This is a genomic window from Marinobacter sp. NFXS9 (assembly GCF_040148665.1).
Classification (GTDB): Bacteria; Pseudomonadota; Gammaproteobacteria; order Pseudomonadales; family Oleiphilaceae; genus Marinobacter_A; species Marinobacter_A mangrovi.
Genome location: NZ_JAGDDW010000008.1, coordinates 38,500 through 63,629, shown reverse-complemented (window position 1 = coordinate 63,629; position 25,130 = coordinate 38,500). Strand labels below are relative to the sequence as shown.

Below are 25,130 nucleotides of genomic sequence, written 5' to 3'. Positions count from 1 at the left end.
ACGCAGGAAGCCCAACAACAAGCGGGCACCGGACGTCCCCATAATCGCAGACACGCTTGGAGCATGGTTTCTCAAAAAAGCCGGCTTGGCGACCACGGAAGGGAATGAGATTGGCGGCAAACCCGGCCTGTTGGGCTTCCTGCGTCAGCCCAACCTACGATGCCCGAGTTAAGGCAAGTGTAGCCGACGCTTCGGCTTCGGAGCAGCTCGCAGAGCTGCCCTGCTTTACCGACAGCCTCCGGGGGATGCCCTGGCACCCACAAAAAAGCCCGGCCGAAGCCGGGCTTTTTTGGTTCAGGTCATCCAACCGCTCAAGGTTCGATTTCCATCAGGACTTCGGATGGGGTCACCCGGTCGCCCTTCTTGATAAACACGCCGACCACCTTGCCGGAAATCGGGGCCTTGACCTCGGTTTCCATCTTCATGGCTTCGATGATCAGCACCGGCTTGCCGGCGTCGACGCTGTCGCCCTCATTGACCAGAACGTCAACGATGTTGCCCGGCATGCTGGTGGTGACGTGGCCTTCCTTCGAGGCTTTGCCACGACCTGAGCCGCCGCTGCCTTCACGCTCGAAGCCGCCCACGGTTTCCAGGCTGATTTCTTCCGGAACGCCATCGACGGTCATGAAGAAACGACGCTCGTCGTCGCCCGACGGGCTGACACCAGTGACGTTGACGTCGAAAGTCTCGCCATGAACGGTGATCTTGAACTCGGTAGAGACGGAGCCCGGGTTGGCGGCACTCGGCTGCGGTTCCAGCGGTTCCGGCTTGAGGGTGCCTTCCTTGCGCTGCTCCAGGAACTGGCGTGCCTGATCCGGAAACATGGCGAAGGTCAGGATGTCCTCTTCGGACTCGGCCAGATCACCGATCTCGCTTTTCAGCGTGTGGAACTCGTTCTTCAGCTGGTTGGCGGGACGCTCTTCGATCAGCTCCTCGTTACCCACCGCACGCTTCTGCAGGTCGGCGTTGATCTCACCCGGCGCGGCACCGTACCAACCCTGCAGGTACTTCTTCACCTCGTTGGTGATGTTCTCATAGCGCTTGCCGGACAACACGTTGATCACCGCCTGGGTGCCCACAATCTGTGAGGTCGGGGTCACCAGCGGCGGGTAGCCCAGGTCCTTGCGCACACGCGGAATCTCGGCGAACACGTCACGGATCTTGTCCAGTGCGCCCTGCTCTTTCAGCTGGTTGGCCAGGTTGGACATCATGCCGCCCGGGACCTGCGACAGCAGTACGGCAGTATCGACGCCGTTGTACTCGCTCTCGAACTGGTGGTACTTCTTGCGCACTTCACGGAAGTGGCCGGTCAGCTCGTCGAGGGTTTCCAGATCCAGGTCCACCTGATAGCCGGCTTCCTTCAGGGACGCCACCAGCGACTCGGTGGGCGGGTGACTGGTGCCACCGGCAAAGGCCGACAGCGCGGTATCGATGTGATCGACACCAGCCTCGATGGCCGCCCACTGACACATGGATGCCATGCCCGAGGTGTAGTGGGAATGCAGGAACACCGGCAGGCTCAGCTCTTTCTTCAGGGCTCTGACCAGATCGGCGGTGGCGGACGGGGTCAGCAGACCGGCCATGTCCTTGATCGCGATGCTGTCGACGCCCATGTCGGCCATCTGCTTGGCCTGCTTCAGGAACTTGTCGGTGCCGTGCACCGGGCTCACGGTGTAGCAGATGGTGCCCTGGGCATGCTTGCCGGCCTTCTTGACCGCCTTGATGCTGGTTTCCAGGTTACGCACGTCGTTCAGGGCGTCGAAGATACGGAACACGTCGATGCCGTTGTCCGCCGCTTTCTGGCAGAAGGCTTCAACCACGTCGTCCGCGTAGTGACGGTAGCCCAGCAGGTTCTGGCCGCGCAGCAGCATCTGCAGGCGGGTGTTGGGCAGGGCCTTGCGCAACTGGCGCAAGCGCTCCCAGGGGTCTTCCTTCAGGAAGCGGACGCAGCTGTCGAAGGTGGCACCGCCCCAGCATTCCAGGGACCAGTAACCGGCCTTGTCCAGCTTGTCACAGGCCGGCAGCATGTCTTCGGTACGCATACGCGTGGCAATGAGGGACTGGTGGGCGTCCCGCAGGATGACGTCAGTGATTTCGATTTTACGCTTGGTCATAAAAGACTCCCATCAGATTCCGGCCTGGGCGGCGATCGCGGCGGCCACAGCGGCGGCCAGCGACTCCGGACGCTTCTTGATGCTGTAGTTGATCAGTTCCGGGTGGCCTTCGACAAACCCGGTGTTGAACGAAGCAGCCCTGAACTCCGGATGGCTGAGGATTTCCAGGTAGTAGGGAATCGTGGTCTTGATGCCGTAGATCCCCATATCCTTGAGGGCCCGCTGGGAACGGTCCAGCAGCTCTTCCCAGTCCATGGCGCTGACGATCAGCTTGGCGCACATGGAATCGTAGTACGGCGGGATTTCATAGCCGGTGTAAATGGCCGCATCCGTCCGCACGCCGGGACCGCCCGGTGAGTAGTAACGGGTGATCTGGCCAAAACTTGGCAGGAAGTTGTTCTTGGGATCTTCGGCGTTGATCCGGAACTGGGCCGCGTAACCGCGGTAGCTGATGTCTTCCTGCTTGAAGCGCAGCTTTTCACCAGCGGCAATCCGGATCTGCTCCTTGACGATGTCCACCCCGGTGATCTGCTCGGTGATGGTGTGTTCCACCTGCACCCGGGTATTCATCTCCATGAAGTAGAAATCACCGTTGTCGGCGAGCAGGAACTCCACCGTGCCGGCATTCTCGTAACCGGTTTCCTTGGCGACGCGAACCGCCAGGTCACCGATGTACTCGCGCTGTTCGTCGCTCAGCTGGGGTGATGGCGCCAGCTCGATCAGCTTCTGGTTACGGCGCTGGATGGAGCAATCACGCTCGTACAGGTGAATGGCGTTGCCATAGCTGTCCGCCAGGACCTGGACTTCGATATGACGCGGATTGACGATGCACTTCTCCAGGAAGACATCGGCACTGCCGAAGGCCTTGGTGGCCTCGGAAATGACCCGGTCGTAGTTCTGGCGCAGGCTCTCCTCGTCGTCACAGCGGCGAATACCCCGGCCGCCGCCACCAGAGGTGGCCTTGAGCATCACCGGATAACCCAGTTCGCCGGCCTGTTTCACGGCGTCTTCGACATCCGTGAGGTTGTCTTCAGAACCTGGGGTGACCGGTACACCGGCATTCACTGCCGTCTGACGCGCCTGGGTCTTGTCGCCCATTGAGGAAATCACGTCCGCCGCCGGCCCGATGAAGCGGATGCCCCGCTCCTTGCAGACTTGCGCCAGCGTGGCGTTTTCGGAGAGGAAACCATAACCGGGATGCAGCGCATCACAGCCGGTTTCCACCGCCAGGTTCACAATGTGATGGGGGTTGAGGTAGCCCGTCAGTGGATCAGCACTGATGCAGTGCGCCTCGTCCGCCTTTTTAACGTGCAAGGAATAGCGGTCGGCTTCGGAATAGATCGCCACAGCCTTCACGCCAAGCTCTTGGCAGGCGCGCGCTATTCGGACCGCAATCTCACCACGGTTAGCGATGAGAACTTTCTTTATGGTCATCTGAGGTGCTCCCTGTCATTCGTCAGGAAGTGGGATGAAAGGCCGTCATTGGCCACCCGCCCCGAAGAGCCATCCACTGGGCGGGAGTACGTACTTTAACGCATGAATATTGTACACACGTAAAAGCGGCCGAACACTCTATCCGCCGACCCATGGCCCGACCAGACCCAAATTGATCCAGATCAACTATCTGACCAAGCGCTTGCTAGATTATGCTTGATAAGCGACACTCACTTATCTCTCGCATCCAATACGGCTTAGACAGGGGGCACAACGGATTACGCCATGGACACCGATTACTTTAACGACACCCACCGCCAGGTCCGCGAAACCACAAGAAAATTTGTGGCAACCCATGTGCTTCCCCACATCAACGACTGGGAGGAGGCCGGCGAGTTTCCCCGCGATCTCTACCGGCTGGCCGGCGAAGCCGGCATTCTCGGCGCCGGCTATCCGGAGGCGCTGGGTGGACACAGCGAAGGGGATATTTTTCTCAAAGTGGCCATCAGCGAGGAACTGATGCGCTCAACGTCCGGTGGCCTGGTGGCCGGACTCGGGTCATTGGATATCGCCCTGCCCCCGGTCGTTCGCTGGGGACAACCGGCGTTGAAAGAAGCCGTCGTACCGGCAGCCCTGCGGGGCGACAAGATCATGGCCCTGGCCATTACCGAACCGGGCGGCGGCTCGGACGTGGCCAACCTGACAACCCGGGCGGTGCGCGATGGTGACCATTACGTCATCAACGGCAGCAAGACCTTTATTACCAGCGGGCAGCGGGCCGATTACTACACGGTGGCCGTCCGCACCGGAGAGGCGGGCCACAACGGCATCAGCCTGCTGTTGGTAGACCGGGACACACCCGGCTTCACCCGCGGCCGCAAGCTGCAGAAAATGGGCTGGTGGGCCAGCGATACGGCCGAACTGTTCTTCGAGGACTGCCGGGTGCCGGCGGACCGCCTGCTGGGCGCCGAAAATGCAGGCTTCATTGCCATCATGACCAACTTCCTGTCTGAACGCCTGATGCTGGCCATCATGGGCTACATGGGCGCCCAGCTCGCCCTGGAAGCCTCTCTGGATTACTGTCGATCGCGTGAAGCCTTCGGACGCAACCTGAACGGTTTCCAGGTCACGCGCCACAAGCTGGTGGACATGGCGACTCAAGTGGAGATTGCGCGGGAATACACCTACCGCTGCGCAGCGCTGATGCAGGCGGGCAAGAATCCGATCAAGCAAGTGGCCATGGCCAAGAACTTCGCGGCCGAGGTGTGCGAAACAGTCACCCGGGAGGCGATCCAGCTTCACGGCGGCATGGGCTATATGCGCGAGACCGGTGTCGAACGGCTCTACCGCGACGGCAAGCTGCTCTCCATTGGCGGCGGCACCACGGAGATCATGAAGGAAATGATCGGCAAACAGATGGGCCTTTAAGGCCGGTAAAACGAATGTCAGGCGCCGTCGTTGGCAGACGTCTCCGGCGGCGGTTCGTCATTCTCGGCCTCCCCGTCGTCCATGGCGTTGGCGGCCTTGAGGAACGCCAGGCCGCTCTGGATCAGGAACTGCCGCATGCGCGGATCGCTCTGTTCGGTAATACCGAGGGCAAAGGCCGTCAGCACCGATTCCCAGGGGTTTTCCACAATCAACTTGCGGAATGCCGCCAGCGGCGACGATCCACCACCGGTCGACGCATCACGGGACGGCGCCGGCGTGCGCATCATCCGGTAGAAAAAGAGGCCCAGCAGCGCAAAACAGACACCACCGGTGATCCCGAAGGCGCCGGCTTGCCCCACCCAAGGCTCAAGCCCAAGGGCGGCGGCTTTTACCAACAGCACAAAGCCGCCGATCAGCAGCGCGCTGAGAAACACCAACCCCAGGGCCGCGCCAATCAGCGCGGCCAGGGCTTTACGCAGCAGGGCTTGCAACTCGCCGGAAAAAGGCATGATCAGCGATCGAGCAGCTTGCCGACCAGCAGGCCGACCAGGAATACGATCACCACGCTGAGGAACGGACGTTCCTCGATCTTGTGCTCGACGTCGTGAATGGCCTTGTCGCCGGCCTCTCGGGCGCGATTGAACGCTTCATCTCCCCGCTCGCGGGCATGCCGGAGGGCCTCGCGGCTTTCCTTGCGGATTTCGTCGCGAAGGTTGCTGATGTTGCTTTTCTGGCCGTCAGCCACCGCCCGGGTCAGCTTGGCCAGATCTTCACGCAGTAACTGGATGTCTTCCTTGACCCGCTTGTAATCGTCCTGGGGTGTTTGCGCTTCCATGGTGTGTCTCCCTGAATGAAACATACCCGGCGGATCCGCCCGCACTGTTCGGTCACTGGCAAATCCGCCCGCCATCTGGCGCTACCGCTCTCTGTGTACCGGTATGACGCACCAGACTTTTTCACTGTAGCACAGCAGTGGCTGAACCTCTGACGAGCACATGACCATTCGTACAGGATGGCGACTGTCCGACGAACAGGCCCGAAGGTATGTTTCACCCCACGGGACCGACGGGTATAATCCGTGGCCATTCACCGGTTCCATTTCACTTCACCGACGACAGTAAAGAAGGACGCCTCATGAACTTCGACAATATCCCGCCCGGCAAGAACCCGCCTGAAGACATCAACGTACTGATCGAGATTCCGGCCAACGCCTCCTCCCCGATCAAGTACGAGGTCGACAAGGACATGGGTGCCGTTGTGGTGGACCGCTTCATGGCCACGCCGATGTTCTACCCGGCCAACTACGGCTTTATCCCGAATACCCTGGCCGACGACGGCGACCCGCTGGACGTACTGGTGGTCACGCCGTATCCGGTTATGCCGGGCAGCATCATCCGCTGTCGTCCGGTGGGCGTCCTGAACATGGAAGACGAAGCCGGCGGCGACGCCAAGCTGGTTGCCGTCCCTCACGACAAGGTCACCAAGCAGTACACCGACGTAAAAGACGTACACGACCTGCCGCAACTGCTGCGCGACCAGATCCAGCACTTCTTCGAGAACTACAAGGACCTGGAAGCGGGCAAGTGGGTCAAGGTCGACGGCTGGGATGACGCCGCCGCAGCCTGCAAGGCCATCGAATCCGCCGTCGCCGCCTACCGGAAGTAAGCGCTCCGGTACGGATTTCCCGCCCGTAGCGGCCGGACACAAAAAAGGCAGCGAGCCATAGGGCCGCTGCCTTTTTTATGGCTGACGGGTCGACTCAGCCTTTGCTCAGCAGTTCCCGCAGATCGATGATGGCGGAGTTGGCCCGGGCCAGATAGGACGCCATGGTCAGCGAGTGATTGGCCAGGATGCCAAAGCCGCTGCCGTTGAGGATCACAGGACTCCACATCGCCTTCTGGGAACCCTCCAGCTCGACGATGATCTGCCGCACGCTCACCAGCGCGTTCTTGTCTTTCAGGACATCGCGGAAATCCACCTCGATGGCCTTGAAAATGTGCAGCAGGGCCCAGGAGGTCCCGCGGGCTTCGTAGAACACGTCGTCGATCTCGGTCCAGGGCGTCTGCACCGAGGCGATGTCGTCCTCCTTCGCCTGGTCCGGCAGTTCTTCCATGTTCTCGTCCACCGACTGCTTGCCGACGCTCTCGCTCAACCGGCGCGACAGACTGCCCAGACGGGTTTCCAGATCCGCCAACCAGCTGTTGAGATTGTCCGCCCGGGCGTAAAACTGGGCCTGGGGACCGTTGGGGTTGGACAGGCGATCCAGATAACGCTTGAGCGCGGCAATACCCCGCCGATACTCGGATTCGGTGGAGGGCAGCATCCAGCTGCCGTTGTCGAAGTGCAGCTGGGGTTCGGCGATGGTCAGATCCGGGTCTTCCGCAGACTGGCTTTGGGAGCGGCTGATGTTCTGGCGCAGCGCTCTGGACATGTCGCGCAGCTGGATCAGCACCCCGTATTCCCAGTGCGGCATGTTATCCATCCACAGCCCCGGCGGCATGATGTCGTTGGTGATGTAGCCGCCCGGCTTGTCGAGCAGGGTCTCGGCCATGTGAATCAGCGTCGAGGTGGTGGTGAAGCCGGTCACCATCTCCCGATTCATGGCCTGGGCCCGCTGCTGAGCCTCATCGCGGACCGAGTAGGTGTCCGGCTCGCTGCTCCAGTAGATCCCCAGCACCACCGCGACGATCAGGTAGATCACCAGCAGGACAATCAGGCCCTTGAACACTTTGCCGCCACCGAGATAGTCCTGGATGTCCTCCAGCCGCTCCCGGAAAAATCCTCTGGTCTTGCTCAACATAACCATCCACCTTGTGTCATTCGTTCTGATTCGTCGTTATTCGAACGCCGCCGGAGCCTCCTGGCCACCGGGAGCCCATACCTTGCCGGATTGTCATGGGCACCGCAATTGTGGGACGGGCCACTCAGGCCGACGGTAAGGTATCCCCCGGCCGAGCCAGGTGGTAACCGATGCCCCCATCGACGCCAAGCACCGAAACCAAGTGCCATTCAGCGGCGGTTTCGACGCCCGCCACAAACACCTCGACGCCACGGCTGTGAGCGATCGGCACAATGGACTCCAGATAAAAACGGTTGTCCGGATGCGTATCGATATTGCGGATAAAGCTGGGGTCAATACGCAGGGCCTGGAAGGGCAGATTACGCAGGTAACTGAACGGCACGCCGCCGACGCCGAAGTGATCCACCAGCACCCGCACGTCATGTCGCCGCAGCAACTTGACGCAGTTGCCCACATCCGCCCGGTGGTGGTGCACCGCATCCTCAGGCAGGTAGACCCAGAGCCGGGCCAGCACCGCAGCGCCTTCCTCGGACAACGTCCTCGCCAGCCAGTCCCGGAAACCGGCATCGGCAATGGAGGAACTCCCCAGGGTCAGACTGAAGGACTGCAGCGGGTACTGGCGGAGCAGATCGAGCACCCGCCGGAACACGATACGATCCAGCCGCGCCATCATCCGGAACCGCTCGGCCATGGGCAGGAAGATACCCGCAGCCACCCACTCGCCATTGACCTCGATGCGCGACAGCACGTGGTAATGGTGAACGGATTGATCGACGGTCCGCAGCATGGGCTGGTAGACCAACCGGATGCGTTCGGCGTCGAGGGACGATTCCAGGTGCTCGCGCCACTGTTCGACACTGTGCTGCACGGATTGCGTGGTGTCGAACACTTTGCAGTCGGTTTCCCGCGACATCTGGGCCTGGCGCAGGGCTTCGTCACAGGCGGCCAGCAGCTCTCGGGTGCCGGCCATATGGCCATTGGTAGCGGCGAGCCCGGCGTGGACGGCCACATCGCGGCCGGCCGAACGATCCGCGTAGATGCCATCAAGGTCCGCCAGCAGTTGGCGCACCCAGAACTCGGCGTCCACCGGCGCTGCACCGGGCAGGAACAAGGCAAATTCGGCCCCGTTACGGCGACCGGCAAAGCTGCCGGGATGCTCGCGCACGAACGCCTGGATGCGTTCGGCCACCGCCAGCAACAGATTATCCGCCGCCTGACGACCCTCCAGCTGGTTGCAGCGTCCGAAATCCGCCAGCTGCAGCAGCACCAGCGCGCCCTGGCGCCGGGAATCCCGGCTCTCGACGGCTACCGACATGCGTTGTTCAAACGCGCTGCGACTGGCCAGGCCGGTCAGGCGGTCTTCGTTGCTCATGCGCCGCAGATGCTGGATCAGCTTGGCCTGCCCCTCAAACAGGGCACCCAGGTCGTGGGTCATCTGGTTCATGGCGGACGTCACCCGCGCCAGCTCGCGGGTGCCCGCCTCCGGCGCCCGCGATCGGAAATCCCGGTTGCGGATGGCTTCGGCCTGACGCTCCAGCCCGGCCAGTGGCCGCAGAACCCGGCGCAGGATAAAGAAGAGAATCAGCAAGGCGACGATGCCGATCAGTAGCGCCCCCAGCGCCATCTGCCGCGCCATTCGCCACAGATCCCGGTAGCCCTGCCCGGGGTGGCTGACCACTTCGACGAACCCCAGGCGCTGCCAACCGCGAACCACCTCGGCGCGCTGGCCGAAGCGCTCGATGGGCAGATCCACCAGAGACACGAACCAGCCCGGAACTCCCGGTGTCCGCAAACGATCGCGGCGCTCGATCTCGAAATCGGCTGACGTATTCTTGTAGCGAATGACCAGGTAGCGGCCGCTGTCGAAGGTCGCGTCAATCAGCGAGGACGCCGCCACCGCATCCCGTCCGTCGATGGCGTTGGACAGTGACAGGCCCACGGCGACCGCCCCGTCATGGGCGTGCCCCTCCAGTTGCTCGACGATATACCCGCGAAAGCCGATCATACCGGCGAGCAGGCTGGCCACCATGAGCAGCAGGATCAGACTGCCGGTGAACAGCAGCAACAGCAGTTGCAATGAAATGATGCCACGGCGTGTTTTCCGCATTCCCTGGCCAGCCCCCTGGCATGAATCGATCGGATTCAATGGCTCCCGACGCGACAAAAGCGTCGGATATGACAAACATTTACACAGCGTCACCTACGCCGACAACATAAAACACTATAGACTCTCCAGAGAGCCATTGAGAGCTCTACAATCACAACAGAGCGTCTGAATCGCCTGACGGCGTTCAACGCCCCATAAAAACGATGTTCTCAGCTTCACTGCCTTGGCGTGAGGGAACCGACCATCCGGAACGGCTGCGAAAGCGTACCGGACCAGGAAGTGGCCGGAGACAGCAACCTGGCTCGGCCACTGCGCAAGAAGACAGGCCAGAGACCCAATGACTGACGACAATCAAAAGGAAAAGCTGAAACAGCATTTTGCGCGGCGCGTTACGACTCAGGCAAGAGTCGTCCTCGACACCTGGCAAAAAGTGAAGGAATCCGACAGTCAGGCGGAAATCCTGCACCGCGACCTGTCCAGTGCGACCGAAAAGCTGGTGCGCTACGCCCAGCGCTTTGAGATGGTCAAGCACGCCAGCGCCGGCGAGGCCCTGCTGGGCATCCTGCAACGCTGGGCCCCTGACGCCTCGCTGCCCGACACCGTGCGCGAGGAACTGCAGGGGGCGATGGACCAGCTCAGCCAGTGCACCCTGCGCCGCACCGACCAGGATCTGGACGAAGCGCCCCGCACTTACCTGCGCACCCCGGTTTATGTGGCCCTCTGCGAACTGGAAATGGCCAACCGCCTGATCAAGCAGCTGGAGTTCTTTGGATTCCGCGCTGCTGCTTTCGAAGACGCCGAAGGGCTGATGGACGCCTGCAGCCGCCACAAGCCGGAAACCATCCTGATGGACGTCAATTTCGGCGGTAGCGCACTGGCCGGCATCGCCACCGTCGAGGCGCTGCAGGAGCGCCACGACACGCCGATCCCCGTGATCTTCATGAGCGATGAGGACGGCACCATTGAGACCCGGCTGCGCGCGTCCCGTTGCGGCGGCGAGGAGTTCTTCTTCCCGTCGGTGGATCCGGGCCAGTTGATCGAGAAGATCGAGACCTATACCCACGGCAACACGGTCGAACCCTACCGCGTGCTGGTCCTGGACGATTCCCGCGCCCAGGCAAAATTCATGGAGAACGTCCTGACCCGGGCCGGCATGACCGCCCACATCATTACCGATCCCATGCAGATCATCCACGCGCTGGAAGCATTCTCACCGGAAATTATCGTGCTGGACATGTACATGCCCGGCTGCACCGGCATGGAAATCGCCCGGGTGATCCGCCAGCAGGACCGCCTGCACAGCGTGCCGATCATCTACCTGTCCGCGGAGGACGACGTTTCCAAACAGCTGCACGCCATGAGCCTGGGCGGCGACGACTTCCTCACCAAGCCGATCGATCCCAAGCACCTGATCGCCACCATTCACAACCGGGGCCGGCGCGCCCGCTCCCTGTTGGCGCTGATGATCCGCGACAGCCTGACCGGCCTGTACAACCACACCCACACGCTGCACCTGCTCGACCAGGAAATCGTCAAGGCGAAGCAGAAGGACCAGCCGCTGTGCTTTGCGATGCTGGACATCGACTACTTCAAGAAAATCAACGACACCTACGGCCATCCGATTGGCGACCGGGTGCTGCGCAGCCTGTCCATGTTCCTCAAGCAGCGTCTGCGCAAGACCGACCACATCGGTCGCTACGGCGGTGAAGAATTCGCGCTGATCCTGCCCAACACCCGGGAGAGTGACGCCAAGAACGTGATCAACGAAATTCGCGAGCGCTTTGCCGAGCTGTTGCAACCGGCCGGCGCCCAGGAGTTCAAGGTCACCTTCAGCTGCGGTGTTGCCGCCTGGCAGGGCGAAAGTGCCCAGAGCCTGTGCGAACGGGCCGACCGCGCCCTCTACGACGCCAAGGGCCTGGGTCGCAACACGGTCGTCTCGGCCAGTCAGTAACCGGTCAACGCTCCGGCCCGCCCGAGGGTCGGAGCGCGATTCCACAGACACTCACGACCGCACAAACCTCCCCGTTCCCTGCCACTTCCTGACCATTACCGGCAGACTCCGCAAAGAAGGGCTTTCGGCGCCTTAGACCACCCGATATGAAACCAACGTCTTATGGACGGGTCTACCTCGCTTGACAACAATGGTGCCAATGTCGGCGTGACTGACCCGGCCCGATTGTCAAAATGTGTTGAAGTCATAGACTATACTGGTCATGATGACTGGAAAATGTCGCTATATTCGGCGATCCTGTCAGAAAACGAGCCAATAACAAGGTTTTCCCCATGGCCACGATTCTCGTGCTGCACGGCCCCAACCTGAACATGCTTGGCGTTCGGGAACCGGACGTCTACGGCCACGAGACCCTCAATGACATCAACGATCGCCTGCATCGGCAGGCCAGTCAGGCGGGTCATCATCTGCTGCATCTGCAATCCAACGCAGAGTATGAATTGATCGACCGTGTCCACGAGGCACGACAGGAAGGGGTGGATTTCATCCTGATCAATCCAGCGGCCTTTACACACACCAGCGTTGCCCTGCGCGACGCCGTATTGGCGGCGGAGATCCCTTTCATCGAGGTGCACCTGTCCAATGTGCACGCCCGTGAACCCTTCCGCCATCACTCCTATTTTTCGGATGTGGCGGTCGGCGTGATTTGCGGCCTCGGCAGCCAGGGCTATGACCTGGCGCTGCAGGCCGCACTGGCACGACTTTAGATTCAATGTCGACGAGAGCTGTCAATTAATTCCGGCGAGAACAGACTATGGATATTCGTAAAGTAAAGAAGCTGATCGAACTGATTGAAGAATCGGACGTGGAAGAACTGGAGATCCGCGAAGGCGAGGATACCGTTCGCATCACCCGTCGCCGCGGCCAGGCCGAATTCGCGCAGATGATGCCGGCCCATTATGCACCGGCACCCGCGGCCGCACCGGCACCGCAGCCGGCTTCAGAGCCTGCCGCCGCCGAAGCGCCGGCCGACAACACGCCGGCGGGCCACCAGGTTCGCTCACCGATGGTCGGCACCTTCTATCGCTCGCCGTCGCCCACCGCCAAGGCTTTCGTTGAAGTCGGTCAGACAGTTGCCGCCGGCGACGTCATCTGCATCGTCGAAGCCATGAAGATGATGAACCAGATCGAAGCCGACAAGAGCGGTACCATTGTCGATATTCTCGTAGAGAACGGGCAGCCGGTAGAGTTCGACCAGCCGCTCTTTATTATCTCCTGATCGAAGACGACTGACCCATGGCCATGATTGAAAAAGTCCTGATCGCCAACCGGGGCGAGATCGCGCTTCGTATCCTGCGAGCGTGCAAGGAGTTGGGCATCCGCACGGTTGCCGTTCACTCCCAGGTCGACCGTGACCTGATGCACGTCCGGCTCGCCGACGAATCCGTCTGCATCGGCCCCAACAGTGCGACTGAAAGCTACCTCAATATTCCTGCCATCATCAGCGCCGCGGAAGTAACCGACTCGGTCGGTATCCACCCGGGCTATGGTTTCCTGGCAGAGAACGCCGATTTCGCCGAACAGGTCGAGAAGAGCGGCTTCCGCTTTATCGGCCCGCGCGCCGAAACCATCCGCCTGATGGGGAACAAGGTGTCCGCCATCAACGCGATGGTGAAGGCCGGCGTCCCCACCGTACCGGGCTCCGACGGTCCGATCACCAATGATGATGCGCACACGCTGGAAGTGGCCCGCAAGATCGGCTATCCGGTCATCATCAAGGCCGCTTCCGGCGGCGGTGGTCGCGGCATGCAGGTGGTGCACTCCGAGGCGTCGCTGCTGAAGAGCATTCAGATTACGCAATCCGAGGCCCGCAACGCCTTCGGTGACGAGACCTGCTACCTGGAGAAGTACCTGGAGCGGCCCCGTCACGTAGAGGTCCAGGTCCTGGCGGACATGCACGGCAACGTGATTCACCTGGGCGATCGCGACTGCTCCATGCAGCGTCGTCACCAGAAGGTGATCGAAGAAGCCCCGGCACCGAACATCGATCCGGAAGCGCGCGAGAAGACCCTGCAGGCCTGTGTCGATGCCTGTAAGGAAATCGGTTACGTCGGTGCCGGCACCTTCGAATTCCTGTACCAGGACGGCCGCTTTTACTTCATCGAGATGAACACCCGGGTCCAGGTGGAGCATCCGGTGTCGGAAATGGTCACCGGCGTGGACATCGTCAAGGAGCAGTTGCGCGTGGCCAGCGGCCTGCCGCTCACCTTCTCCCAGGACGAGATCCGGGTGACCGGTCACGCCATGGAGTGCCGGATCAACGCGGAAGACCCGCAGACCTTCATTCCCAGCCCGGGTCAGGTCAAGCACTACCACGCCCCCGGCGGCAATGGCGTGCGGGTCGATTCCCACATGTACACCGGCTATTCGGTCCCACCCTACTACGACTCTCTGATCGGCAAGCTCATCAGCTTTGGCGAGGATCGTGAAACCGCCCGCAAGCGCATGAAGAACGCGCTGGACGAGCTGGTCGTGGAAGGCATCAAGACCAATCAGCCCCTGCACCGCCGATTGATCCTTGACGGCGGCTTCAAGAATGTGGAATTTACCATCCACTATCTCGAGAAGCTGATCAAAGACTAGTCGTGCCGCGTCAATGTGGTATTGACGGCCTCAGCGCCCCCAATGATGCGCCGACGCGATGCGGCATTGGGGGCACTGCCTTCAGGAAGGCTGATCTTTTCGCACTCGGGGCCAGACCGACTGCAGTCGCCACCCTCACATTGACGGAGTACCCCTATGCGCTGGATCCAGGTGCGCGTTCCCACCGATCCGGAACACGCGGATTTACTGGAGGATATCCTCATGGAAGCCGGCGCCGACGCCGTCACCATGGAGGATGCCGCCGACCAGCCCCTCTACGAACCCGACCCGGGCACCACGCCGCTGTGGGGCCAGACCCGGGTAACCGGCCTGTTCAATGCCGACACCGGCATCGACAGCCTCAAGGCCATGCTGGCCGAGGCTTACCACCAGAAGACCCAGCAGGAAATCGGCGAGATCGAGGTCTCCCTGCTCGAGGATAAGGACTGGGAACGGGCCTGGATGGACGATTTCAAGCCGTTGCGCTTCGGCCAGCGCCTGTGGATCGTGCCCAGCTGGCACGACGTTCCCGATGTGGAAGCCGCCAATCTGATGCTCGACCCGGGCCTGGCCTTCGGCACCGGCACCCACCCGACCACCGCCCTGTGCCTGGAATGGCTCGACGGCAAGCCGTTGCAGGACACCCAGGTAATCGACTACGGCTGCGGCTCTGGCATTCTGGGACTGGCGGCCCTGCTGCTGGGCGCCAAACACGTCATCGGCGTCGATACCGATCCCCAGGCCCTCGAAGCCAGCCGCGACAATGCGCGTCGCAACAGCATCGATGATCCGCGGCTCGACCTGTACCTGCCGGACCAGGAGCCGGACACCCAGGCGGACGTCCTGCTGGCCAACATCCTCGCCCAGCCGCTGCTTGGCCTGGCTCCCAAACTGGCCAGCCGGGTGAAGGATGGCGGTGACATCGTGCTGTCCGGTATTCTGTCCAACCAGGCCCGGGAGGTAATGGACGCCTACGAGCCCTGGTTTATCATGGACGAGCCGGTCCAGCAGGAGGATTGGGTCCGCCTCACCGGACAACGTCGCGACAGATGACGACAACCGGCGGACCGTCTACACTGTGGCCCTCACAGATCCTGCGGCCCGCCGCTCCCATCGGGGCGGACAACAAGGACGGGTAGCCGGCCAGGCCAACATCGGCGAGCCTCCTGCGAGCCCACAATCGAGGCGCTTGCGAGGTTCGCCGGGCCTTTACGATGCGACAGGGATTCCGAGCCGTGACCTGCGACAGGAATAAAGGATGAGCCAGAGCAGTACGCTGACACGTTGCCCCCATTGCGACACCCGTTTCCGGGTCACCGAGGAACAGCTCGGCATTGCCCGCGGCAAGGTCCGCTGCGGCAATTGCATGGAAGTGTTCAACGCCCTCGAACACAGCGAAACCGAAACCAGCAAGCCCCGGCCTGCCGCGACGACCGCATCCCCTTCCAAACCTGAATCGGCACCGTCGCCCAGCGCATCCTCCAGTTCCTTTATGGAGGAAGAAGAACTCATCTTCGAAGACGATCCCGAAGAGGACGCCGCCGAGGGCAACTACGCCGGCACCAAGACCACCTTCGATGACGACGAGCTGAGCGACAGCTTCCTGAATTTTGACGAAACCCGGGATAGCGGATACCGCGACGACGAAGACGAGATCGAGACCGACATCGACGAGAGCTGGGCAGAGGCCATTCTCGACGAAAGCGAGTCCATGACCCGCAAGCCGCCGGCCTCCAGGCCCAGCCAGCCTGAGCCGGAACCGACGCCGCCGTCGGACGACGAGGACTTGCTGGACGACCCGTTCAGCCAGCGTACCGCCTTCCAGGCCCCCAAATCCGAGACGGAGCGCCCGCAACCTCGCCCCAAGGCCAAACCGGAGCCCGCGCCTGAACCGGACACCGAATCCTTCGGTCCGGCGACGGAAACGCCGCGCGCCCGGTCGGAGCAGCCGGCCCAACCAGAACTCGAGCCGGAGCCAGACGCCTTTCGACCGGAACGGGACGACCCACTGGCCGCCACCCGCCGACTGGGCAGCAGCAACGCGTTCCAGGATCTGCGCCACGAACCGATCGCCATCGGCAAACCACAACGCTCCTGGTTGCGCCGCAGCATCTGGACGCTGCTCATCCTGGCGTTGTTGGGCGTGCTGGTCTCACAGGTCACCTATTTCCAGCTCGATCGCCTGTCCAGCATTCCGGAACTGCGCCCTTATTACGAACAGGGCTGCGAGGTCCTGGGCTGCGAGTTGCCGCCGCTGGTAGCCATCGACCGCATCCAGAGCCAGAAACTGGTGGTGCGCACCGATCCGCAACAGCGCGGCACGCTGGTGGTGGATGCGGTCCTGGTCAACGAAGCGCGCTTCGAGCAACCCTTCCCCAACATCGGCCTGACGTTCTCCAACCTCAACGGCGACGTCGTGGCGCAAAGCCTGTTCGAGCCGGATGAATACCTGTCCGGCGAGGCCCAGGACCTGTCGATGATGCCCAGCCAGACACCCATCCGGATTTCCATCCACATTCGCGATCCGGGTCGGGATGCCGTCAACTACAACATCACCTTCATCGCTCGTTCGACGAAGTAGAACCGCCTGACAGGCCGCCCGGCAGTGAACGCCGGGCGGCCTTTTCGTCAATAGCCGATTGACGAGAAGCCCGCCCCCGAAACGCATCACGGCGTCGAAAAGTCAACCAGATAGAGCGAAAAATAATCAATTTTTTCGCGACATTACCCCTTCAATCCCGTGAGGGTCAGGGGTATCATTGTCGCCCCTTGAGAACTGGTTGACTTTTAACCAGATCAACGAGGTGCGAGCAGATGCTACCCGAAGCGAAAATCGGTCCCTACACACTACCCAACTCGTTAATCGTTGCGCCCATGGCGGGTGTGACGGACCGACCGTTTCGTCTGCTCTGCCGTCGTCTCGGCGCCGGACTCGCGGTGTCCGAGATGGTGATTGCCGACAGCCGGCTCTGGCATACCCGCAAGTCCCGGCTGCGTCTGGACCACGCCGGTGAGCCAGAGCCCCGCAGTGTGCAGATCGCCGGCGGCGATGCCGAGATGCTGGCCAACGCCGCCCGACTGAACGTCGAAAACGGCGCCCAGATCATCGACATCAACATGGGCTGCCCGGCCAAGAAGGTCTGCAACAAGGCCGCCGGCTCCGCGCTCATGAAGGACGAGCCGCTGGTTCGCGACATCCTGCATGCGGTTGTCGACGCCGTGGATGTACCGGTCACCCTGAAGATGCGCACCGGCTGGGACCGCGAGCACCGAAATGCGCCACTGATCGCGCGCATGGCACAGGACGCGGGCATCCAGGCCCTGTCGATTCACGGCCGGACCCGGGCAGACGCCTATAAGGGGGAAGCCGAGTACGACACCATTGCCGCGGTCAAGGCCAGTGTCGAGATTCCGGTCTTTGCCAACGGCGACATCGACTCGCCGGAAAAGGCACAGCATGTGCTAAAGCATACCGGCGCCGACGGCCTGCTGATTGGACGGGCCGCCCAGGGCAGCCCCTGGATTTTTCGGGAAATCGAGCATTTCCTGCGAACCGGCCAGCATATGGCCGGCCCCTCATTGGACGAGGTCGAGACGCTGCTCATTGAGCACCTGATCGCATTGCACGGGTTTTACGGCGAACACATGGGCGTTCGCATTGCCCGCAAGCATGTGGGCTGGTACCTCCAGTCCCACGACGAGGACAAACAGTTCCGCCGCCACTTCAACCAGCTTGAAGTGGCCCAGGCGCAACTCGACCACATTGAACAGTACTTTTCAGGCTTACGAAATGGAGAGGTATTCGCAGCATGACCGCTGAGACACTGGCCAACGAACAGACCACCAACCCCAACGGCGACGGCAATCCCGGCCTGCAGACGCCCGGGCATAACGGCACCACCGTGACCCTGCGCGACAGCGTCGAGGTTGCCCTGACCAACTACTTCGAGCAGCTCGACGGCGCCCCGGTCACCGACGTGTACCAGCTGGTGCTGAGCGAAGTGGAAGCGCCGCTGCTGGAGCAGGTCATGCGCTACACTCGCAACAACCAGACCAAGGCATCCACCATGCTGGGCCTCAACCGCGGGACACTCCGCAAGAAGCTCAAGCAGTACGGTCTGCTATAATCGCGTAACCCGTTTCGACGAGGGCCTCCGGTAACCACCGCGCGGCCCTCATTTCGTTCAGTCCCCGGAAAAATCGTACTCTCATGGCAAACAAGGCTCCCACCCCGATCCGACGCGCCCTGATCAGCGTCTCCGACAAAACCGGCATCGTTGACTTCGCCCGCGCCCTGAGCGCCCGCGACGTTGAACTCCTCTCCACCGGCGGCACCTTCCGCCTTCTCCAGGAAAACGGCATTCCGGTCACCGAAGTGTCAGATTACACCGGTTTCCCGGAAATGATGGCCGGTCGCGTCAAGACCCTGCATCCGAAAGTCCACGGCGGCATCCTCGGCCGTCGTGGCACCGACGACACCGTGATGGATGAACACGGCATCAAGCCCATCGACATGGTGGTGGTGAACCTGTACCCGTTCGAGCAGGCCGTCGCCAAACCGGATTGCGACCTGCCTACGGCCATTGAGAATATCGACATCGGCGGCCCGACCATGGTCCGCGCCGCTGCCAAGAACCACGACGATGTGGCCATCGTGGTCAACGCCACGGACTATGATCGTGTCCTGGACGAGCTCGAGAATGACGGCGCCCTGAGCTACGGCACCCGTTTCGATCTGGCCGTGAAAGCCTTCGAGCACACCGCGGCCTACGACGGCGCCATCGCCAACTATCTGGGCGGGCGCACCGCGGACAACGACAACCCGGATTTCCCGCGTACCTTCAACACCCAGTTCGTGAAGGTGCAGGACATGCGCTACGGCGAAAACCCGCACCAGCGCGCGGCCTTCTATGCTGAGCGCAACCCGCAGGAAGCGTCCGTAGCCACCGCCAAACAGTTGCAGGGCAAGGAACTCTCCTACAACAACGTGGCGGATACCGATGCGGCCCTGGAATGCGTCAAGCCATTCGCGGATCCGGCCTGCGTCATCGTCAAGCACGCCAACCCCTGCGGCGTAGCCATCGGCGCGGACATCCGCCAGGCGTATGACCTGGCCTTTGCCACCGATCCCACCTCCGCGTTTGGCGGCATCATCGCTTTCAACCGGGAACTGGATGCCGAGACCGCCAAGGCCATCATCGATCGGCAGTTCGTGGAAGTGATCATCGCGCCGACCATCGCCGACGAGGCCGTCGAGATTGTCGCCGCCAAGAAGAACGTGCGCCTGCTGGCCTGCGGCGAATTCGCCGACCAACGCGAAAAGGCCATGGACTACAAGCGCGTGACCGGTGGCCTGCTGGTGCAGGATCGCGATCTGGGCATGGTGTCCATGGACGATGTGAAAGTCGTCAGCGAGCGCCAGCCCAGCGAGGACGAACTGAACGACCTGCTGTTCGCCTGGGAAGTGGCCAAGTACGTTAAATCCAACGCCATCGTCTACGCCAAGGCCGGCCGCACCATTGGTATTGGCGCCGGCCAGATGAGCCGGGTCTACAGCGCCAGGATCGCCGGCATCAAGGCGGCGGACGAAGGCCTGGAAGTGCCGGGCTCCGTCATGGCCTCCGACGCCTTCTTCCCGTTCCGGGACGGCATCGACGCGGCGGCAGCCGCCGGCATCAAGGCCGTCATCCAGCCGGGCGGTTCCATGCGCGATCAGGAAGTCATCGACGCGGCCAACGAACACGGCATCGCCATGGTCTTCACCGGCATGCGCCACTTCCGCCACTGAGCCGACAGGACGACAACCATGAACATTCTGATTATTGGCAGCGGCGGCCGTGAACACGCCCTGGCCTGGAAGGCCGCCCAGTCCCCCAGCGCAGACAAGGTCTTCGTGGCCCCGGGCAACGCCGGCACCGCTCGCGAGCCGAACCTGGAAAACGTCGACATCGACGTGATGGAATTGGACAAGTTGGCCGACTTTGCCGAAGCCAACAATGTCGGCCTGACCATCGTCGGCCCGGAAGCTCCGCTGGTCGCCGGCGTGGTGGACCTGTTCCGCAAGCGCGGTCTGCGGGTGTTCGGCCCGGACAAGGGCGCGGCCCAGCTGGAAGGCTCCAAAGCCTTCACCAAGGACTTCCTGGACCGCCACCAGATTCCCACCGCGGCTTACGCCAACTTCACCGACATGGACGAAGCACTGGACTACGTCCGTGAACAGGGCGCACCGATCGTGGTGAAGGCCGACGGCCTGGCCGCCGGCAAGGGCGTCATCGTCGCTATGACCCTGGAAGAGGCCGAAGACGCCATCCGTGACATGCTGGCCGGCAATGCCTTCGGCGATGCGGGCAGTCGCGTGGTGATCGAGGAATTCCTGGACGGCGAGGAAGCCAGCTTCATCGTCATGGTGGATGGCCAGCACGTGCTGCCGATGGCCACCAGCCAGGACCACAAGCGTGTCGGCGACGGCGACACCGGCCCCAATACCGGCGGCATGGGCGCCTACTCGCCGGCACCGGTGGTCACCGATGCGGTCTACCAGCGCATCATGGACGAGGTCATCACACCCACCGTCGAAGGCATGGCGAAAGAAGGTCATCCCTATACCGGGTTCCTCTATGCCGGCCTGATGATCGACACCAACGGCGCACCCAAGGTGATCGAATTCAACTGCCGTTTTGGCGACCCGGAAACCCAACCGATCATGCTGCGCATGCAGTCCGATCTGGCGGAACTGTGCTCTGCAGCGGTCGACGGCAAACTGGACCAGTGCGAATCCAATTGGGATCCGCGCGCGTCTGTCGGCATCGTACTGGCTGCCGGCGGCTACCCGGGCAGCTACGAGAAGGGCAAGGCCATCAGCGGTCTGCCGGAGAGCGAGATCGAAGGTGAGAAGGTGTTCCACGCCGGCACCAAGCTCGACGGCGATACCGTGGTCACCAGCGGCGGCCGGGTGCTCTGCGCGACGGCCCTGGGCGACAGCGTCACCGAGGCCCAGAAGCGGGCCTATGAACTGGCCAGCCGCATCCACTGGGACGGCGCCTTCTATCGCAAGGACATCGCCTACCGGGCCATTGCCCGCGAGACCAAGGACTAAGCTGAGCCCCAAGCCCGGTCACCGACCGGGCTTTTTTGTGCCCGATCCACAGACAAGGACCCGCTATGCCGTCGCCGCTGCCTGCCGCTACCCGCCCCTATGCGATGCTGACACTCGTGTTGTCGATCCTGCTGCTGTCCGGTTGCTCCCGGGAGGCCGTCTACGACGCCATGATGGCCCACGAACGCAAGGCCGCCGGTCTGCTGGATGCACAAATTGAGGTGGGTGACCGGACCATGGCCTACCTGCACAACGAATACCCCGTCGACGGCCCCACCTTGGTCCTGCTGCACGGCTTCGCCGCCAATAAGGAAAACTGGTTGCGCCTGTCCCGCGAACTGACCGACCACTACAACGTCTACGCCATTGACCTTCCTGGGCACGGCGCCAGCGACAAGAGCTTGGACTGGGACTACAGCATCGCCGCCCAGGCCGGCTATGTGAAGGGCATCCTGGATGCGCTCACACTGGAACGGGTGCACCTTGTGGGCAATTCCATGGGTGGGGCGATTACCGCGCAGTTTGCCGCCACCTACCCGGACCGGGTGGCCAGCGCGACACTACTGGATCCGGCCGGCGTCATGACGTACGACAGCGAACTCGTGGAGCGGGTCAAGGCGGGAGACAATCCGCTGATCGTGGAGCAGCCTGGCGACTTCGAAAAGTTGGTGGACTTTGCCCTGGAGCAGAAACCTTTTGTGCCCTGGCCCATCTACAGCGTGATGGAAGACCGGGCGCTGGCCAACCGGGCCATCTATCACAGGATCTTTGAGCAGATTGAAAACTCCGGCTATGACACCGCCTTTCGCGACCAACTGGCCAGCATCCGAGCCCCGGTGCTGATCGTCTGGGGACGGGACGACCGGGTGATCGACTATCGCAATGCCGACGTGTTCGAGACGCGTATCCCCAATGCGCGCAAGGTCATCCTGGACCACGTCGGCCATGCGCCGATGATCGAAGTTCCGGAACAGACCGCCCGACTGATCCGCCACTTTATCGAGGGACAGCCCGACAGCTGAAGGCCGTCCGGGCACTGGCAAACACTTCCAGCTTTCATATAATAACGGCACGCTCTCACAGTCAGGGACACCTCCATTGCATTGTTTCCGGGTTGCGGTTGGCCTCGTTCTGTTTGCCTGGCTTCTCCCACTACGTGCCGAAACGCTGACCCTGGTGGCCGATTACTGGTGCCCGTTCAACTGTCAGCCGGAAAGCGACGATCCTGGGTTCATGATCGAAGTGGCCGACCGGATTTTCGGTCGCGCCGGCTACACCGTCATTTACCTGACCCGCCCCTGGAGCCGCGCCATCAAGGAAGTGGAATCGGGCCAATACACCGCCCTTGTCGGCACCGGCCGAAAAGAAGTCTCGAACCTCGTCTTTCCCAAACGCTATCTCGCCATGGCGCGGCACACCTTCTTCACCCAGAGCGATTCCACCTGGCAATACAGGGACGACGATTCCCTATCCGATATCAGGCTGGGCGTGATCGACGACTATTCCTACGGCGACCTCAATGATCGCTACATTCTTCCCCATCGCGCGGACCGGCAGCGACTGATGATCCTCAACGGCCAGAATGTCCTCGGCCGTTTTCTGGACATGCTGGGCCTGAGGCGCATCGATGCCTTCGTCGAGGAGGAGGCCGTCATGCGCTATTACCTGAGCCAATCCCGCAATCCCACGACCCTGCGCAAGGCCGGCGTTGCGTCCAGCGAGCCCCTGTTCATCGCCTTTTCCCCAGCCGATCCCAACGCCCAGCGTTACGCCGACATTCTCGACAAGGGGGTGCAGGCGCTCCGGGAATCGGGGGAACTGGACCAACTGGCCGACAAGTACCGCATCGTCCTGAACAGCCCCCAGGATTAAGACCCGCTTCCACAGCACTGGCGAGCCCCGACAGAACTTGTAACAATCGGGCCGTGGCGAAAGCGCATAGGGACATCACGACAGGCCAACCATGACTGAAGCACTCTGGATTTTTTTCGCTTTCACATTGGGCTTGCTGGCCCGCTCCGCCGGGCTACCGCCGCTGGTGGGTTACCTGGTTGCCGGCTTCACCCTCAACGGCCTGGCGGCGCCGTTTGACCTGCACACCGAAGACAATCTCATCCTCAGGGAGCTGGCTCACCTGGGCGTCCTGCTCCTGCTGTTTACCGTCGGCCTCAAGCTGAAATTCCGCTCCATCATCCGCCCGGAGGTGATCGGCGGCAGCCTGCTCCATTTCGCCATCACCTGCCTGGTCTTCATGCCCGGGCTGTACCTGCTGCTGGATCTGAACACCACCGACGCGCTGATGCTGGCGATCGCCCTGTCGTTTTCCAGCACCGTGCTGGCCGCCAAGGTCCTGGAATCCAAACAGGAGTTGCGGGCATTTCATGGCCGGGTGGCCATCGGCATCCTGGTGATGCAGGACCTGATTGCCCTGGTCGTCATGAGCCTGACCGCCGGCCATTCCCCATCTGTCTACGCGCTCCTGGTGTTTGCGCTGCCGCTCTTGCGACCTCTGCTGTTCCGCTTGCTGGATGCGTCCGGTCACGATGAATTGCTGGTGCTGCTGGGTCTGATGCTGGCCCTGGCCGTCGGCGGCATCGGCTTTGAACTGGCCGGCCTCAGCTCCGAGCTGGGCGCCCTGCTGATGGGGGCATTGCTGGCCAAGCACCCACGCGCGGTGGAGCTGTCCAATTCCCTGTGGAGCGTCAAGGAAGTCTTCCTGGTGGGCTTTTTCCTGCAGATCGGGATGGGCGGGTTGCCGGACGACCACGCGCTGCTGTTTGCCATCGTGGCGGCCCTATTGCTGCCGCTCAAGGGCCTGCTCTTCTTCGGGCTGTTGCTGGTGTTCCGTCTGCGGGCACGCAGCAGCTTCCTGTCCAGCCTGCTGCTGACCAACTACAGTGAATTCGGCCTGATCCTGGCGAGCGTTGCCCTGCCCCAGTGGTTGGTGCCACTGGCCGTGACCGTGGCGCTGTCATTCATCATCTCGGCGCCGCTCAACCGCCTCGCCCATCCGCTTTACGCTCGCCTGGCCCGCTACATCGACCCGCTGGAATCGAGCAAGCGCCATCCGGACGAGCAACCGGTTTCCCTGGGCGACACCCGGGTGCTGATCATCGGTATGGGCCGGACCGGCACGGCCGCCTACGAAGAACTGCGACACACCGAGCCCCGACTGATGGGGCTGGATTCCGACCCGGCGCGGCTCAAGGGCCACCGCACCGCCGGCCGCAACGTGTCCTTCGCCGACGCGGAGGATTTTAACTTTTGGCAAACCCTGGACATGCCTGAACTGGAAGCGGTCATCCTGTGTCTGCACGATATCGAGGGTAAGAAGATTGCGGCCCGCAAACTCCGGGAACGGGGCTTCACTGGCTTCATTGCGGCGCACACCCTGCATGAGGACGAGGTGCCGCAAATTCGCGAGGCCGGCGCCGACGACGCCTACCTGACCATGAACGAGACGGGTGTGGCCCTGGCCGGCCACGTCAACCAGCACCTCAACCCCGTGGACCGCACCCCCCTGCCGGAGAGTCTTGGCTAGGGAACTTCTGAGCGAT

The 25,130-nt window shown here is 62.1% G+C and carries 21 protein-coding genes; 15 read left to right on the top strand and 6 right to left on the bottom strand.

Features of this window, described 5'->3' with window-relative positions; genetic code table 11:
* Positions 1-311: 311 nt before the first annotated feature.
* Positions 312-2,114, bottom strand: a complete 1,803-nt coding sequence (gene oadA / locus J3364_RS13585; RefSeq protein ID WP_349558863.1) for a sodium-extruding oxaloacetate decarboxylase subunit alpha — start codon at positions 2,112-2,114, stop codon at positions 312-314.
* Between the two features lie 12 nt (positions 2,115-2,126).
* Positions 2,127-3,548, bottom strand: a complete 1,422-nt coding sequence (locus J3364_RS13580) for an acetyl-CoA carboxylase biotin carboxylase subunit (protein ID WP_123636449.1) — start codon at positions 3,546-3,548, stop codon at positions 2,127-2,129.
* A 285-nt stretch (positions 3,549-3,833) separates the two neighbouring features.
* Here J3364_RS13580 and J3364_RS13575 point away from each other — a divergent pair, with 285 nt between their 5' ends.
* Positions 3,834-4,976: an acyl-CoA dehydrogenase family protein gene (locus J3364_RS13575; protein ID WP_349558862.1), complete on the top strand. Its 1,143-nt coding sequence runs from the start codon at positions 3,834-3,836 to the stop codon at positions 4,974-4,976.
* A 17-nt stretch (positions 4,977-4,993) separates the two neighbouring features.
* Here J3364_RS13575 and J3364_RS13570 read toward each other — a convergent pair whose 3' ends face one another.
* Both J3364_RS13570 and J3364_RS13565 read right to left on the bottom strand, forming a co-directional pair.
* The gene (locus J3364_RS13570) at positions 4,994-5,485 is read right to left on the bottom strand and encodes a hypothetical protein (RefSeq protein WP_349558861.1); all 492 of its coding nucleotides are present in this window, start codon (positions 5,483-5,485) and stop codon (positions 4,994-4,996) included.
* 2 nt (positions 5,486-5,487) lie between these two features.
* Positions 5,488-5,811: a DUF883 family protein gene (locus J3364_RS13565; RefSeq protein ID WP_123636452.1), complete on the bottom strand. Its 324-nt coding sequence runs from the start codon at positions 5,809-5,811 to the stop codon at positions 5,488-5,490.
* Between the two features lie 299 nt (positions 5,812-6,110).
* On the opposite strand from J3364_RS13565, the gene ppa reads away from it, so the two are divergent.
* Positions 6,111-6,641: an inorganic diphosphatase gene (gene ppa / locus J3364_RS13560; RefSeq protein WP_349558860.1), complete on the top strand. Its 531-nt coding sequence runs from the start codon at positions 6,111-6,113 to the stop codon at positions 6,639-6,641.
* A gap of 94 nt (positions 6,642-6,735) precedes the next feature.
* Here ppa and J3364_RS13555 read toward each other — a convergent pair whose 3' ends face one another.
* Together J3364_RS13555 and J3364_RS13550 are read right to left on the bottom strand one after the other, a co-directional pair.
* Positions 6,736-7,782 carry a DUF2333 family protein gene (locus J3364_RS13555; RefSeq protein WP_502882515.1) on the bottom strand — a complete coding sequence of 349 codons (1,047 nt, stop codon included), beginning with the start codon at positions 7,780-7,782 and terminating at the stop codon, positions 6,736-6,738.
* Positions 7,783-7,900: 118 nt separating this feature from the next.
* Positions 7,901-9,883, bottom strand: a complete 1,983-nt coding sequence (locus tag J3364_RS13550) for a bifunctional diguanylate cyclase/phosphodiesterase (protein WP_349558858.1) — start codon at positions 9,881-9,883, stop codon at positions 7,901-7,903.
* 337 nt (positions 9,884-10,220) lie between these two features.
* Between J3364_RS13550 and J3364_RS13545 the strand changes: the two genes are divergently transcribed.
* From J3364_RS13545 to J3364_RS13485, 13 genes are all read left to right on the top strand, one after another.
* Entirely contained in the window at positions 10,221-11,834 is a 1,614-nt protein-coding gene (locus tag J3364_RS13545) for a diguanylate cyclase (RefSeq protein ID WP_349558857.1), read from the top strand.
* A gap of 332 nt (positions 11,835-12,166) precedes the next feature.
* Positions 12,167-12,601 (top strand): type II 3-dehydroquinate dehydratase, encoded by a 435-nt coding sequence (gene aroQ, locus J3364_RS13540; RefSeq protein WP_203142870.1) that lies wholly within the window; start codon positions 12,167-12,169, stop codon positions 12,599-12,601.
* Between the two features lie 47 nt (positions 12,602-12,648).
* Positions 12,649-13,113: an acetyl-CoA carboxylase biotin carboxyl carrier protein gene (gene accB, locus J3364_RS13535; protein ID WP_123636459.1), complete on the top strand. Its 465-nt coding sequence runs from the start codon at positions 12,649-12,651 to the stop codon at positions 13,111-13,113.
* A 23-nt stretch (positions 13,114-13,136) separates the two neighbouring features.
* Entirely contained in the window at positions 13,137-14,477 is a 1,341-nt protein-coding gene (gene accC, locus J3364_RS13530) for an acetyl-CoA carboxylase biotin carboxylase subunit (protein ID WP_502882516.1), read from the top strand.
* A 156-nt stretch (positions 14,478-14,633) separates the two neighbouring features.
* Positions 14,634-15,530 (top strand): 50S ribosomal protein L11 methyltransferase, encoded by an 897-nt coding sequence (prmA, locus tag J3364_RS13525; RefSeq protein ID WP_349558855.1) that lies wholly within the window; start codon positions 14,634-14,636, stop codon positions 15,528-15,530.
* Between the two features lie 205 nt (positions 15,531-15,735).
* The gene (locus tag J3364_RS13520; protein ID WP_349558854.1) at positions 15,736-17,058 is read left to right on the top strand and encodes a DUF3426 domain-containing protein; all 1,323 of its coding nucleotides are present in this window, start codon (positions 15,736-15,738) and stop codon (positions 17,056-17,058) included.
* 233 nt (positions 17,059-17,291) lie between these two features.
* Positions 17,292-18,290 (top strand): tRNA dihydrouridine synthase DusB, encoded by a 999-nt coding sequence (gene dusB, locus J3364_RS13515; RefSeq protein WP_349558853.1) that lies wholly within the window; start codon positions 17,292-17,294, stop codon positions 18,288-18,290.
* Positions 18,287-18,604, top strand: coding sequence for a DNA-binding transcriptional regulator Fis (gene fis, locus J3364_RS13510; protein WP_123636464.1), 318 nt, complete (start codon positions 18,287-18,289; stop codon positions 18,602-18,604). The genes dusB and fis overlap by 4 nt, the downstream gene beginning before the upstream one ends.
* A gap of 83 nt (positions 18,605-18,687) precedes the next feature.
* Complete coding sequence (gene purH, locus J3364_RS13505; RefSeq protein ID WP_349558852.1) at positions 18,688-20,265, top strand: bifunctional phosphoribosylaminoimidazolecarboxamide formyltransferase/IMP cyclohydrolase; 1,578 nt, start codon at positions 18,688-18,690, stop codon at positions 20,263-20,265.
* Between the two features lie 18 nt (positions 20,266-20,283).
* Entirely contained in the window at positions 20,284-21,573 is a 1,290-nt protein-coding gene (gene purD, locus J3364_RS13500; RefSeq protein WP_349558851.1) for a phosphoribosylamine--glycine ligase, read from the top strand.
* 65 nt (positions 21,574-21,638) lie between these two features.
* Positions 21,639-22,595, top strand: a complete 957-nt coding sequence (locus tag J3364_RS13495; RefSeq protein ID WP_349558850.1) for an alpha/beta fold hydrolase — start codon at positions 21,639-21,641, stop codon at positions 22,593-22,595.
* 76 nt (positions 22,596-22,671) lie between these two features.
* A complete protein-coding gene (locus tag J3364_RS13490; RefSeq protein ID WP_349558849.1) occupies positions 22,672-23,445 on the top strand; it encodes a substrate-binding periplasmic protein in 774 nt (257 codons plus the stop codon).
* A 91-nt stretch (positions 23,446-23,536) separates the two neighbouring features.
* On the top strand, positions 23,537-25,114 hold the full coding sequence (locus tag J3364_RS13485) for a cation:proton antiporter domain-containing protein (RefSeq protein WP_349558848.1): 1,578 nt from the start codon (positions 23,537-23,539) through the stop codon (positions 25,112-25,114).
* Positions 25,115-25,130: the final 16 nt, after the last annotated feature.